Origin of the sequence: Brachybacterium sp. p3-SID957 (assembly GCF_025144775.1) — a bacterium.
GTDB lineage: Bacteria > Actinomycetota > Actinomycetes > Actinomycetales > Dermabacteraceae > Brachybacterium > Brachybacterium epidermidis.
The window spans coordinates 1-13,154 of record NZ_JALXKT010000080.1 but is presented as its reverse complement, the minus strand read 5'-3'; the positions used below and the strand labels follow the sequence as shown (position 1 = coordinate 13,154).

Here is a 13,154-nt window from a genome sequence, read left to right as displayed (position 1 = left end):
CCCGCGCGCGCCCGGCCACGCCGACGTCATCGCCCCGCCCACCTTCCTGGTCTCGCTGGCGCAGGCGACTGAGGCGCAGTACATCGAGGACCCGGCGGCAGGCATCGACTTCACCAGGGTGGTGCACGGGGAGGAGTCCTTCGACCTGCACCGCCCCGTGGTGGCCGGTGACCGCCTGGTGCCCACGCTCACCGTCGAGTCGATCCGCTCCGCGGGCGGGCACAGCATGGTCGCCACCCGGGTGGACGTGACCGATGAGACCGGGCGGGGCGTGGCCAGCGTGCGCAGCATGCTCGTGGTCCGCGGCGAGTGACACCAGGAGGAACCATGAACACCGATGCACACACCCCCGCGCAGCCCGTCGCGAAGGAGCCGACGGGCGCCGTGCACCCCCCGATCGACCTCACCTCCCTCACGAAGGGGCAGGAGATCGCCCGGACCACGCACCCCCTCTCCCGGGACACCCTGGTGCGGTACGCCGGGGCCTCCGGCGACTTCAACCCCATCCACTACAACGACACCGCCGCCACCGAGGCCGGGCTGCCGGGCGTGATCGCCCACGGCATGCTCACGATGGGCATTGCGATCAACGGTGTCATCGAGGCCATCGGCGACCCCACCGCCGTGCGCTCCTACTCGGTGCGCTTCACCAGTCCCATCGAGGTCCCCGCCACCGGTGAGGTGCTGCTCGAGGTGGTCGCCGTGGTCGGCGCCGTCGACGAGGAGGCCGGTACCGCCCGGATCGACCTCACCGCCCAGGTGGGGGAGACGAAGGTGCTGGGACGCGCCCGTGCCACCGTCGCGCTGCCTACTGGCAGGGCAGACGCGCCCGTGGGCGGTGCCGCATGAGGCTGGCGGACCTGACCACCCTGCGCATCGGCGGGCAGATCCGCACGCTGGTCGAGGCCCGCACCGAGTCCGAGGTGATCGAGGCAGTCCGCGCCGCTGACGAGGCCGGCGAGCCGCTGCTCGTCCTCGGCGGGGGCTCCAACCTGGTCGCCTCCGATGCGCCCTTCGAGGGGACCGTGGTGCTGCTGCGGGACCCGGAAGATGCCCCGCTGCTCGATGCGACCTGCGAGATCAGCCCCTCCGGGGAGCCGGACGGGATCGCCGTGGATCCCTCCGAGCTCAGTCCGCTGGACCCCACCTGCGGTGGCGCTGTCGTCGAGTACTTCGCCGGGGTGAACTGGGATCGCGCCGTGCGGTACGCGATCGCTCGTGAGATGGTCGGCATCGAGGCCCTCTCCGGGATCCCCGGCGCTGTGGGGGCCACCCCGATCCAGAACGTCGGCGCCTACGGTCAGGAGGTCGCCACCACCATCACCCGGGTGCGCACCTGGGACCGCCACGAGCAGAAGGTGCGCACGTTCTTCGCTGCCGACTGCGGATTCGCGTACCGAGACAGCGTCTTTAAGCGCACGCCCTACGAGGGAGCGGCGGGCTCCGCCACTGGCCGGTACGTGGTGCTGGCGGTGACGTTCCAGCACACCATCGGCAGCCTCTCCGCCCCGATCCGCTACGCGCAGCTGGCCGGCGAGCTCGGTGTGGACGTCGGCGCCAGGGTGCCGATGGCGCAGGTGCGGGAGGCGGTGCTGCGGATCCGCGGCGCGAAGGGGATGGTGCTGGACGCCGCTGACCACGACACCTGGAGCGCGGGCTCCTTCTTCACCAATCCGATCCTCGAGCGCTCCACCGCGGAGCGCCTGCCCGACGGCGCTCCCCGCTATGCGGCAGGGGCGGAGCAGGTCAAGACCAGCGCCGCCTGGCTCATCAGCAGCGCGGGGATCGAACTGGGTCACCGGATCGCGCCCGAGGCCCCGGCCTCCGTGTCCACCAAGCACTCCTTGGCACTGACCAACCGGGGCGGGGCCGGCAGCGACGACCTGGTCGCCCTCGCTCGTGACGTGCAGGAGCGCGTGCGGGACGCCTTCGGGATCGATCTCGTCCCGGAACCCGTACGCCTCGGCCTGGATCTGTGAGCGGGCTCTAGGATGGGAGCGGCAACGATGCCCCCGCTCCTCACCTCGATGCCCGCAGGAGGCCCTGTGAACGTCCTCGACCAGTCCATCGCCGAGCTCGACCCGGACATCGCCCGGGTGCTCGATGCCGAGCTCGCCCGTCAGCAGCGCACGCTGGAGATGATCGCCAGCGAGAACTTCGTGCCGCGCGCTGTGCTGCAGGCCCAGGGCTCCGTGCTCACCAACAAGTACGCCGAGGGCTACCCGGGCAAGCGCTACTACGGGGGCTGCGAAGAGGTCGACGTCGCGGAGCAGATCGCGATCGACCGCGCGAAGGCACTGTTCGGGGCCGAGCACGCCAACGTCCAGCCCCATTCCGGCGCCACCGCCAACGCCGCGGTCATGCACGCACTGGCACGCGCCGGCGACAAGCTGATGGGCCTCTCCCTCGCCCACGGCGGTCACCTCACCCACGGCATGAAGATCAACTTCTCCGGCCGCCTGTACGACATCGTCGCGTACGAGACCGAGCCGGGCACCGGCCTGATCGACATGGACAAGGTGCGCGAGCTCGCCGTGGCCGAGCAGCCCAAGGTGATCGTCGCCGGCTGGTCCGCCTACACGCGTCACCTCGACTTCGCTGCCTTCCGCGAGATCGCCGACGAGGTGGGCGCGGCCCTGTGGGTGGACATGGCCCACTTCGCCGGCCTGGTCGCCGCCGGCCTGCACCCCAGCCCCGTCCCGTACGCGGACGTCGTCTCCACCACGATCCACAAGACGATCGGCGGTCCGCGCTCCGGCATGATCCTGTGCAAGCAGGAGTGGGCCAAGAAGATCGACTCCGCCGTGTTTCCCGGCCAGCAGGGCGGGCCGCTCATGCACGTCATCGCCGCCAAGGCAGTGGCGCTCAAGATCGCGGCCTCCGAGGACTTCAAGGACCGCCAGGCGCGCACCCTCGAGGGCGCCCGGATCCTCGCCGACCGGCTGCAGGCCGAGGATGTGAAGTCCGCCGGCGTCAAGGTGATCTCCGGGGGCACCGATGTGCACCTGGTCCTGGTGGACCTGGTGGACAGCGAGCTGGATGGCCAGCAGGCCGAGGACCGCCTGCACGAGGTGGGCATCACCGTGAACCGCAACGCGGTCCCCAACGATCCGCGCCCGCCGCGGGTCACCTCCGGTCTGCGCATCGGCACCCCGGCCCTGGCCACCCGCGGCTTCGGTGCAGAGGAGTTCACCGAGGTGGCTGACGTGATCGCCCAGGCACTGCTGCCGGAGGCCGACCTGGAATCCCTGCGCCGCCGCACCGCCGTGCTCGCCGACGCCACGCCGCTGTACGCCGACCTCCAGCAGTACTGAGGCGCCGTGCCCGGGCCCGCCCCGAGCCCGGGCACGAGCACCCACCTCGCACCATCGACCGGTGAGCACGCCCCGCCGACCCGAGGGCCAGGCTCATCGACGCGGGGGCACGCCCCACCGACCCCGTGGGATGCCCCATCACCAAGGAGACGAACCAGTTCCATGACTGCACAGATCCTCGACGGCAAGGCCACCGCCAAGGCCATCAAGTCCGAGCTCGCCGAGCGGGTCGCCGCTCTGATCGACGCCGGCCACCCCCAGCCCGGGCTGGCCACCGTGCTGGTGGGGGACGACCCCGGCAGCGCCGCCTACGTGCGCGGAAAGCACCGCGACAGCCAGCAGGTGGGCATGAACTCCATCCAGAAGCACCTGCCCGCCGATGCCGACCAGGAGCAGATCGAAGCCGTCGTGGACGAGCTGAACGCCGATCCGGCCTGCACCGGCTACATCGTCCAGCTGCCCCTGCCCGGGCACATCGACACCGACGCGGTGCTCGAGCGGATGGACCCTGCCAAGGACGCCGATGGGCTGCACCCGATGAACCTGGGGCGCCTGGTGCTCAACGCCAAGGGGGACATTCACACCCCACTGCCCTGCACCCCGCGCGCGGTCATCGAGCTGCTGGAACGCCACGGGATCGAACTGGACGGAAAGGACGTGGTGGTGGTGGGGCGCGGCGTCACCGTGGGCCGCTCCATCGGGGCACTCATGACCCGCCGGGCGATCAACGCGACCGTCACCCTCACCCACACCGGGACCCGCGACCTGCCCTCCCATCTGCGTCGGGCAGACGTCATCGTGGCCGCGGCCGGCACCGCGCACCTGGTGCGCCCAAAGGACGTCAAGCCGGGCGCGATCGTGCTGGATGTGGGCGTGTCCCGCCAGGAGGACGAGGACACCGGCAAGGCCCGCCTGGTGGGCGATGTCGATCCCCGCGTGGCCGAGGTGGCCTCCTGGATCTCGCCGAACCCCGGCGGCGTGGGCCCGATGACACGAGCCCTGCTGGTCAAGAACGTGGTGGAGATGGCCGAGCACGCAGCCGGGATCGAGCACAGCGCACAGGGCTGAGCGGCCCGCTCCCGCCAGGTGAGCTCCCCTGCCGCCGAGCGGGCCGAGCACGGTCCGACCCGGCCCCAGGGGCGTCGCCGGTTCGGCTCCGGTGCCTCTCGGTTCGACCGGGGGCGCGCCACACGGTGATACTGGGGCCATGACCTTCACCCTCGCCACCGTCAACGTCAACGGCCTGCGAGCGGCTGCCCGCAAGGGCATGGCCGACTGGCTCGCCGACACCACCGCCGATGTGATCACCCTGCAGGAGGTGCGGGCACCCGACGAGCTGATCGCCGATCTCGTCGGCGAGGGCTGGAGCATCGTGGGGGAGGCCTCCCAGCTCAAGGGACGCGCCGGCGTCGCGATCGCTGCGCGCACGGAGCTGGAGCGGATCGACCTCGACGACGTGCGCCGCGGGCTCCCGGGTCTCGAGGGCGACTCCCACACGGGGCGCTGGCTCGAGGCCGATCTCGAGGATCCGCTCGACGACGGCAGGGAGCTCACCGTGATCTCCTGCTACATGCACTCGGGCAACACCGAGAAGCCGCAGACCATGACGGACAAGTACGCGTTCCTGGACGTCATGCTCGAGCGGCTCGACCAGCTGCGGGCCGACGGGCGTCACGTCGTGCTCACCGGGGACATCAACATCGCCCACCGCGAGGTGGACATCAAGAACTGGAAGGGCAACCTGAAGTCGGCGGGCTTCCTGCCCGAGGAGCGCGCCTATCTGGACCGGCTGCTGGTCGAGGGCGACTGGGTGGACGTGCATCGCGCCCTCGCCGGTGAGGGGCCCGGTCCGTACACCTGGTGGTCCCAGCGCGGGAAGGCCTACGACAACGACTCCGGCTGGCGCATCGACTACCAGATCGCCACTGCGGACCTCGCAGCACGCGCCACCTCCGCCCAGGTGGATCGAGCACCCAGCTACGACACTCGCTGGTCCGATCATGCCCCGCTGGTGGTCACCTACTCCTGAGGCCCTCGGCCCCACGCTGAACGCCCCTCACGATCCGGCAGCGGACCATGAGGGGCGTTCTGCTCAGTGCTGGGAGTTCAGATGCGCCCGCGGATCACGGCCTGCTTGACCTCCGCGATGGCCTTGGTGACCTCGATGCCGCGCGGGCAGGCCTCCGAGCAGTTGAAGGTGGTGCGGCAGCGCCACACGCCCTCGCGCGAGTTCAGGATCTCCAGCCGCTGCTCGCCAGCATCGTCACGCGAGTCGAAGATGAACCGGTGCGCGTTGACGATCGCGGCGGGGCCGAAGTACTGGCCGTCGGTCCAGAACACCGGGCACGAGGAGGTGCAGGCGGCACACAGGATGCACTTGGTGGTGTCGTCGAACCGCTCGCGCTGCTCAGCGGACTGCAGGCGCTCGCGGCTGGGCTCCTGCCCCTTGGCGACCAGGAACGGCATCACCTCGCGGTAGGAGTCGAAGAACGGCTCCATGTCCACGATGAGGTCCTTCTCCACCGGCAGGCCCTTGATGGGCTCGATGGTGATGGGCTTGTCGATGTCCAGGTCCTTCAGCAGGGTCTTGCAGGCCAGGCGATTGCGGCCGTTGATCCGCATGGCGTCGGACCCGCAGATCCCGTGCGCGCAGGAGCGACGGAAGGACAGGGAGCCGTCCAGGTGCCACTTGATCTCGTGCAGGGCGTCCAGCACGCGATCGGTGCCGTGCATGGTGACGGTGAAGTCCTGCCAGTGAGTACCCTTCTCGCCCTCGGGATCGAAACGGGCGATCCGCAGGGTGACATCGAAGGAAGGGATCTCGCCGGCGCTGGACTCGGGAGAGGTGGCCTGGGGCTTGTCGGCGACGACTGACATCAGAACGTGCGCTCCTTCGGCTCGTAGCGGGTGATCACGACGGGCTTGGTGCCCAGACGGATCTGGGTGCCCTCGGTGCCCTCCTCACCCTCCAAGGTGCGGTAGGCCATCGTGTGGTGCAGAAAGTTGGCGTCGTCGCGCTTCTCGAAGTCCTCGCGGAAGTGACCGCCGCGGGACTCCCTGCGGTACAGGGCGCCGAGTGCGACGACCTCGGCGAGGTCCAGCAGGAAGCCGAGCTCGACGGCCTCCAGCAGGTCCAGGTTGTAGCGCTTGCCCTTGTCCTGTACGGCGACGGTCGCGTAACGCTCCTTCAGCACGGCGATGTCGGCCAGGGCCTTGCGGCAGGTCTCGTCGGTGCGGAACACCTGGACGTTGGCGTCCATGGTCTCCTGCAGGTCGCGGCGGATGTCGGCGATGCGATCCTCCGTGGCGGGGCGATCCCGCAGCCGCTCCAGCAGCTCTACCGTGGGGGTCTCCACGCCCTCGGCCAGCTCGGGCAGGTCCACCGTGGCGGCGTGCTCGGCGGCAGCGATGCCGGCGCGGCGGCCGAACACGTTGATGTCCAGCAGGGAGTTGGTGCCCAGGCGGTTGCCGCCGTGCACGGACACGCACGCCACCTCGCCGGCTGCGTACAGGCCGGGGATGGTGTCCACCTCGTTGCGCAGCACCTCGCCGCGGATGTTGGTGGGGATGCCGCCCATCGCGTAGTGCGCGGTGGGATACACCGGGACGGGTTCGGTGTACGGCTCCACGCCCAGGTAGGTGCGGGCGAACTCGGTGATGTCCGGGAGCTTCGCGTCGATGTGCGCGGGCTCGAGGTGGGTGAGGTCCAGGTACACGTAGTCCTTGTTGGGGCCGGCACCGCGGCCCTCGCGCACCTCGTTGGCCATGGCACGGGCCACCACGTCGCGCGGGGCGAGATCCTTCAGGGTGGGAGCGTAGCGCTCCATGAAGCGCTCCATCTCGCTGTTGCGCAGGATGCCGCCCTCGCCGCGGGCCGCCTCCGAGAGCAGGATGCCCAGACCGGCCAGACCGGTGGGGTGGAACTGGAAGAACTCCATGTCCTCCAGGGGGATGCCCCGGCGCAGCGCCATGGCCGGGCCGTCACCGGTGAGGGTGTGGGCGTTGGAGGTGGTCTTGAAGATCTTGCCGAAGCCGCCGGAGGCGAACACCACGGACTTCGCGCGGAACACGTGGATCTCCCCGGTGGCCAGTTCATAGGTGACCACGCCGGCGGCGCGCACGCCGTCGTCGGTGCGCGGGTCGCCGGTCATCAGGATGTCCAGCACGTAGTACTCGTTGAAGAACTCCACCTGCTGCTTGACGCAGTTCTGGTAGAGGGTCTGCAGGATCATGTGCCCGGTGCGGTCGGCCGCGTAGCAGGCGCGGCGCACAGGAGCCTCGCCGTGCTCACGCGTGTGACCGCCGAAGCGGCGCTGGTCGATGCGGCCCTCGGGGGTGCGGTTGAACGGCAGCCCCATCTTCTCCAGGTCCAGCACCGCATCGATGGCCTCCTTGGCCATCACCTCGGCGGCGTCCTGGTCGACCAGGTAGTCGCCGCCCTTGACGGTGTCGTAGGTGTGCCACTCCCAGTTGTCCTCCTCGACGTTGGCGAGAGCGGCGCACATGCCGCCCTGGGCGGCGCCGGTGTGGGACCGGGTGGGGTACAGCTTGGTGACCACGGCGGTGCGGGCGCGCTTGGAGGACTCCAGGGCGGCGCGCATGCCGGCGCCGCCGGCGCCGACGATCACCACGTCGTAGCTATGGGTCTGCATGGGGGTCAGTGCTCCGTTTCGATCACGACAGGAGAAGGAGTGCAGGGGGTGGTGCGCCGGGCGGGCGCGCTCAGCCCTCGCAGATGGAGGGAAGCAGGGACGGATCGGCACCCACGGGGCACGGATCGAAGGTGAAGACAACCAGGGTTCCCAGCACGATGGTGAGCACCACCGCGAAGTACAGCAGGCCCTTGAGCACCAGGCGCAGCGTGGAGCCGCGCGCGTAGTCGTTGATGATGGTGCGCACGCCGTTGCCGCCGTGGATGAGTCCCAGCCACAGCATCAGCAGGTCCCACACCTGCCAGAACGGGGAGGTCCACTTGCCGGCGACGAACGCGAAGTCGATGCCCTTGACGCCCTCGCCGAGCCAGAGGTTCACGAACAGGTGACCGAACACCAGGATGACCAGCAGCACGCCGGAGACCCGCATGAACAGCCAGGACAGCATCTCCGTGTTGATCCCGCGCTGGCCGGTGCGGCGGTACCGGGTGGAGGGATCCGGGATCTGGGTGGTGGACTGTGCAGTCATCTCAGCCTCCGAACATGTGCATCAGGTGGCGGGGGACGAAGCCGATCATCAGCAGCGCCCACACCGCGACGACACCCCAGAACAGTGCGCGCTGGTGGCGGGTGCCCTGGGACCAGAAGTCCACCAGGATGATCCGCAGGCCGTTGAGCGCGTGGAAAAGCACAGCCGCGACCAGACCGATCTCGCCGAGGCCGAACACCACGGACTTGTAGTGGCCGATCACCTCGTTGTAGGCCTCGGGGGAGACGCGCACCAGTGCTGTGTCCAGGACGTGCACGAGCAGGAACAGGAAGATGAGCATTCCCGAGATGCGGTGCGCGACCCAGGACCACATGCCCTCGCGGCCGCGATAGAGCGTCCCGGACTGGGCTGATGCCACAAGGTCCTCCAGAAACGACGGGATGGGGCCGAGGGGAAGGATGCACTGCCGCGACGCGAGCCTCGCGAGAACCGGGTGCCGGAGCGAGTCCGTGACCGGCCCGCGCTGACTGTGCGCGTCCGAGCGGACGAGCACGTCACGACACGGCGACATCATCATCGCCCCCGACAGGGGCCTGGCCAGCCTAGCACTTGGACGTGCAGGTCCGCGCGCACCTGCCGGGGTCTGAGAGGTCCGCCGGGGCCTGGGTACGCTGTCGCCATGTCCGATATGCCCTTCGTTCCCGTGATCCCCGCCGGTGGCGCCGGAACACGGCTGTGGCCGCTGTCGCGCAGCACGCATCCGAAGTTCCTGCTGGACCTCACCGGCAGCGGCTCCTCCCTGCTGCAGCAGACCCTTGCACGGCTGGCGCCCCTGGCGGACCGACCGCCCGTCATCGTGACCGGGAGTGGGCACGCGCATGCCGTCCAGCAGCAGGTCGCGGAGGCGGGGGCGACGGCCCGGGTGCTGACCGAGCCCACCCCGCGCAATTCGATGCCGGCGATAGCGCTGGCCGCAGCCGTGGTGGAGCGCGAGGAGCCGACGGCTGTGATCGGCTCCTTCGCCGCCGACCACCTGATCGCGGACACCCAGGGCTTCGCCGAGAGCGTCCGCGCCGCCCGACGAGCCGCTGAGCTGGGCCACCTGGTCACCCTCGGCATCCAGCCCACTCATCCCGCCACGGGGTTCGGCTACATCGAACAGGCCCCGGCATCGGATGGCCACGGGGCCGAGGGCGGCGGAGCCGGCGACCCCGCCCAGCGTCAGCTGCGTGCCGCGGGCGCCCGCCCGGTCGTCCGCTTCGTGGAGAAGCCGGACGCCGCCCTCGCCGAGGAGTTCCTGACCACCGGCAGGTTCCTGTGGAACGCAGGCATGTTCACCGTCGGGGCGGGGGTGCTGCTCGATGCCCTGGCCGAACAGATCCCCCCTCTCGCCGCTGGGGTCCGCTCGATCGCCGCCGCCCGCGGCACCGCGCAGGAGCGGGAGGTGATGGAGCGCCTCTGGCCCACGCTCACCAGCATCGCCATCGACCACGCGCTGGCCGAGCCCCTCGCGGCGGCCGGCAGGGTCGCCGTCGTGCCTGCCTCCTTCGACTGGGACGACGTCGGCGACTTCGCCGCCCTCGCCCGTCAGCTGCGTGCCCGCGCGGGCACGAGGGAGGAAGTCGGCGTGCGCCGCGACGGGTCCGATGTCCAGGTGCTGGGCACCGCACGGGTCGATGCCGTCGACTCCCGGGCCACGGTGTACGGTGCCACCCATCGCCACGTCGCCCTGGTCGGGCTGGACGGGGTCAGCGTCGTCGACACCGAGGACGTGCTGCTCGTCCTCGCCGACGATCACGCCCAGGATCTGGGCACCCTGGTGGGCCGACTGCCCCAGGTAGGCCTGGACCATCTGCGCTGATCGCCGACGGCGACCCGCCCGGAGCAGCGACTGCATCCCCGATCCGGGACGACATGGCCGGGACATGACAGCAGCAACGGACGAAGGACAGCACAGGTGGATCAGCCGCTGGTGATCGCAGCCACCGGGACGACAGCATCGGTCGCCCCCGCGCAGGGACGCACGGGGGAGGGGCTGCTGGGTCCGGACGGCCTGCTCCACCGCACGATCGTCGAACGATCCCGGCAGCTGCGCGACATCCGCCGCCATCTGCACCGCCACCCCGAGCTCTCCCATGAGGAGCACCGCACCACCGACTGCGTGGTCCAGCAGCTGCAGGCCCTGGGGCTCGAGCCGAAGCGGATGCCCCGCACCGGTGCGGTGTGCGACATCCCGGGCTCCGATCCCGATCTGAAGCCCGTCGCGCTGCGAGCCGACATGGACGCCCTGGGGATCCCGGAGCTGTCCACCGTGTCCTACCGCTCCACGGTCGAGGGAGTCTCCCACGCCTGCGGCCATGACGTGCACATGAGCGCCGTGATCGGTGCCGCGCACGCACTGGTCCGGGTCGCCGAGGAGGGCGCCCTGCGGCGCGGGGTGCGCCTGGTGTTCCAGCCCTCGGAGGAGAAGCACCCCTGCGGAGCGCTCGAGCTGATCGGCGAGGGCGTGGTCGATGACGTCGACTCGATCTTCGCCCTGCACTGCGACCCCGGGGTCGACGTGGGCCACGTCGGCCTGAAGTCGGGACCCATCACCTCCGCCACTGATCCCGTGCGGATCCAGGTGCGCGGAGCCGGCGGGCACACCTCCCGGCCTCACCTCACCCAGGACCTGGTCTACGCCCTGGGATCGATCGCGACCCAGCTGCCGGCGGCACTGAGCCGGCGCATGGACCCCCGTTCCGGGGTCAACCTCACCTGGGGAAGCATCCACGCCGGTTCGGCCTTCAACGCGATCCCGAGCTCGGGCACCCTGGAGGGGACGCTGCGCTGCCTGGACCACGACGCCTGGGACCGTGCCGAGGACCTGCTCGAGGAGGTCCTGGCCGATCTGGTGCGTCCCTGGGGGGTCGAGGCCCGGGTGACCCATGATCGCGGGGTGCCCCCGGTGTCCAACTCCCCGCACAGCGTCGAGGTGCTCTCCGCCGCCGTGACCGGCGTTCTGGGGAGGCAGAACCTTGACCCGACGGCGCAGTCCCTGGGCGGTGAGGACTTCGCCTGGTACCTGGAGAAGGTGCCCGGGGCCCTGGCACGCCTGGGCACGCGCACCCCCGGCGGCCGCACCTACGACCTCCACATGGGCGATCTGATGATCGACGAGCGGGCGATCGACATCGGCGCCGAGGTGCTCGCCGCCGCCTGCCTGCTGCGCGACGCCCACGCCGCCTGACCGCGGATCGGAGCCCCCCGCACCCCGGCATTCCCGCAACCCGGGCCCATCGTCCGGCGCACACTGCCGACTTCGCCTGTGATCTGCCTCTCGGCCGTCATCGGCGGTGGGCTGCGGATTCGTGTTCGCACGCAGTTAACGTGCCTGTCATGTGCGCGTCGATTTCATAACGGTTCATGTCGATGGGCCGTCGGTCCGTACACGGGACGCCGGTCCCGGATACCCTGCAGTGGACCGCTGACGCTCAGGCCGCCCACCATGCGGACCCGTCCGGTCCCTGTCCACATCCTCCTGCTCGTCACACCGGAGATCCTTCATGAAGAACCTCTCGCGCGCGCTCGCCCTCGGCGGCGCCGGAATCCTCACCCTTGCCGCGTGCGGCACCGCTCCCGAGGCCGGTGGCGGCAACGGCGGTGGCGGCGGCAGCGACGCCGGCGGTGCCGGCAGCGAATACAAGGCCTGCATGGTCTCCGACTCCGGCGGCTGGGACGACAAGTCCTTCAACGAGTCCAGCTACAACGGCCTGATGGCCGCAGAGGAGGAGCTCGGCATCCAGACCCAGACCGCTGAGTCCACCGCCGTCTCCGAGTTCGAGCCCAACATCAACAACCTCGTCTCCTCGGACTGCAACCTGATCTTCACCGTGGGCTTCCTGCTGGCCCCGGCCACCGGCAACGCCGCCCAGGCCAACGAGGACATCGACTTCGCGATCGTGGACTCCACCGCGCAGGACGCAGACGGCAACCCGATCGAGCTGGACAACGTCAAGCCCATCGAGTTCAACACCGCCGAGGCCGCGTTCCTGGCCGGCTATCTCGCCGCCGGCATGACCGAGACCGGCAAGGTCGCCACCTACGGCGGCATGGACATCCCCACCGTCACCATCTTCATGGACGGCTACGTGGACGGCGTGGCCCACTACAACGAGACCCACGGCACGAACGTCGAGGTGCTCGGCTGGAACAAGGATTCCCAGTCCGGCTCCATCGTCGCCTCCTTCGAGGACCAGTCCAAGGGCAAGGCCGTCTCCGACGAGTTCTACAACGCCGGCGCGGACATCGTCATGCCGGTGGCAGGCCCCGTGGGCGCCGGCACCCTGGCCTCCGCCAAGGAGGGCGAAGGCCGCATGGTGATCTGGGTCGACGCCGATGGCTACGAGACCAACTCCTCCGACGCCGAGGCGCAGAGCGTGATCCTCACTTCCGTGATGAAGCTGATGGGCGAGGCCGTGCAGGACGTGGCCGCCGAGGGCTCCGAGGGCTCCTTCGAGAACTCCCCGTACGTGGGCACCCTGGAGAACGGTGGTGTGGGCCTGGCCCCGTTCCACGACTTCGAGGACAAGGTCCCCGAGGAGCTGAAGGGTGAGCTGGACACCCTCACGCAGGAGATCATCGACGGCACCGTGACCGTCGAGTCCGAGGCTGCTCCCAAGGAGTCCTGACCCCTACCCTCGTGACGCGGCTCCGCCT

13 protein-coding genes are annotated in these 13,154 nt (G+C 70.1%); 9 read left to right on the top strand and 4 right to left on the bottom strand.

Features of this window, described 5'->3' with window-relative positions; all coding sequences use genetic code 11:
- The 6 genes from M3B01_RS13450 to M3B01_RS13425 form a co-directional block, all read left to right on the top strand.
- A partial coding sequence (locus tag M3B01_RS13450) for a MaoC family dehydratase N-terminal domain-containing protein (RefSeq protein ID WP_259792872.1) occupies positions 1-313 on the top strand: 313 nt, incomplete at its 5' end.
- 14 nt (positions 314-327) lie between these two features.
- A complete protein-coding gene (locus M3B01_RS13445) occupies positions 328-849 on the top strand; it encodes a MaoC/PaaZ C-terminal domain-containing protein (protein ID WP_259792869.1) in 522 nt (173 codons plus the stop codon).
- On the top strand, positions 846-1,979 hold the full coding sequence (locus M3B01_RS13440; RefSeq protein ID WP_259792866.1) for a UDP-N-acetylmuramate dehydrogenase: 1,134 nt from the start codon (positions 846-848) through the stop codon (positions 1,977-1,979). The genes M3B01_RS13445 and M3B01_RS13440 overlap by 4 nt, the downstream gene beginning before the upstream one ends.
- A gap of 66 nt (positions 1,980-2,045) precedes the next feature.
- Complete coding sequence (gene glyA / locus M3B01_RS13435) at positions 2,046-3,314, top strand: serine hydroxymethyltransferase (protein WP_396123375.1); 1,269 nt, start codon at positions 2,046-2,048, stop codon at positions 3,312-3,314.
- Between the two features lie 162 nt (positions 3,315-3,476).
- Complete coding sequence (locus M3B01_RS13430; RefSeq protein WP_259792864.1) at positions 3,477-4,382, top strand: bifunctional methylenetetrahydrofolate dehydrogenase/methenyltetrahydrofolate cyclohydrolase; 906 nt, start codon at positions 3,477-3,479, stop codon at positions 4,380-4,382.
- A gap of 139 nt (positions 4,383-4,521) precedes the next feature.
- Complete coding sequence (locus M3B01_RS13425) at positions 4,522-5,343, top strand: exodeoxyribonuclease III (protein WP_259792860.1); 822 nt, start codon at positions 4,522-4,524, stop codon at positions 5,341-5,343.
- A 77-nt stretch (positions 5,344-5,420) separates the two neighbouring features.
- On the opposite strand, the gene M3B01_RS13420 is transcribed toward M3B01_RS13425, so the two are convergent.
- The 4 genes from M3B01_RS13420 to sdhC form a co-directional block, all read right to left on the bottom strand.
- Positions 5,421-6,191: a succinate dehydrogenase iron-sulfur subunit gene (locus M3B01_RS13420; protein ID WP_259792856.1), complete on the bottom strand. Its 771-nt coding sequence runs from the start codon at positions 6,189-6,191 to the stop codon at positions 5,421-5,423.
- On the bottom strand, positions 6,191-7,966 hold the full coding sequence (sdhA, locus tag M3B01_RS13415; protein WP_259792853.1) for a succinate dehydrogenase flavoprotein subunit: 1,776 nt from the start codon (positions 7,964-7,966) through the stop codon (positions 6,191-6,193). Before sdhA ends, M3B01_RS13420 begins: the two co-directional genes overlap by 1 nt.
- Before the next feature lie 70 nt (positions 7,967-8,036).
- Positions 8,037-8,495: a succinate dehydrogenase, hydrophobic membrane anchor protein gene (gene sdhD, locus M3B01_RS13410; RefSeq protein ID WP_259792851.1), complete on the bottom strand. Its 459-nt coding sequence runs from the start codon at positions 8,493-8,495 to the stop codon at positions 8,037-8,039.
- A 1-nt stretch (position 8,496) separates the two neighbouring features.
- Positions 8,497-8,874: a succinate dehydrogenase, cytochrome b556 subunit gene (gene sdhC / locus M3B01_RS13405; RefSeq protein ID WP_193864634.1), complete on the bottom strand. Its 378-nt coding sequence runs from the start codon at positions 8,872-8,874 to the stop codon at positions 8,497-8,499.
- A gap of 261 nt (positions 8,875-9,135) precedes the next feature.
- Here sdhC and M3B01_RS13400 point away from each other — a divergent pair, with 261 nt between their 5' ends.
- The 3 genes from M3B01_RS13400 to M3B01_RS13390 all read left to right on the top strand — a co-directional run bounded on the left by M3B01_RS13400 (position 9,136) and on the right by M3B01_RS13390 (position 13,126).
- Complete coding sequence (locus tag M3B01_RS13400; RefSeq protein WP_259792848.1) at positions 9,136-10,317, top strand: mannose-1-phosphate guanylyltransferase; 1,182 nt, start codon at positions 9,136-9,138, stop codon at positions 10,315-10,317.
- 114 nt (positions 10,318-10,431) lie between these two features.
- Positions 10,432-11,685 carry a M20 family metallopeptidase gene (locus tag M3B01_RS13395; protein WP_396123376.1) on the top strand — a complete coding sequence of 418 codons (1,254 nt, stop codon included), beginning with the start codon at positions 10,432-10,434 and terminating at the stop codon, positions 11,683-11,685.
- Positions 11,686-12,001: 316 nt separating this feature from the next.
- A complete protein-coding gene (locus M3B01_RS13390; protein WP_259792841.1) occupies positions 12,002-13,126 on the top strand; it encodes a BMP family protein in 1,125 nt (374 codons plus the stop codon).
- Positions 13,127-13,154 lie beyond the last annotated feature (28 nt).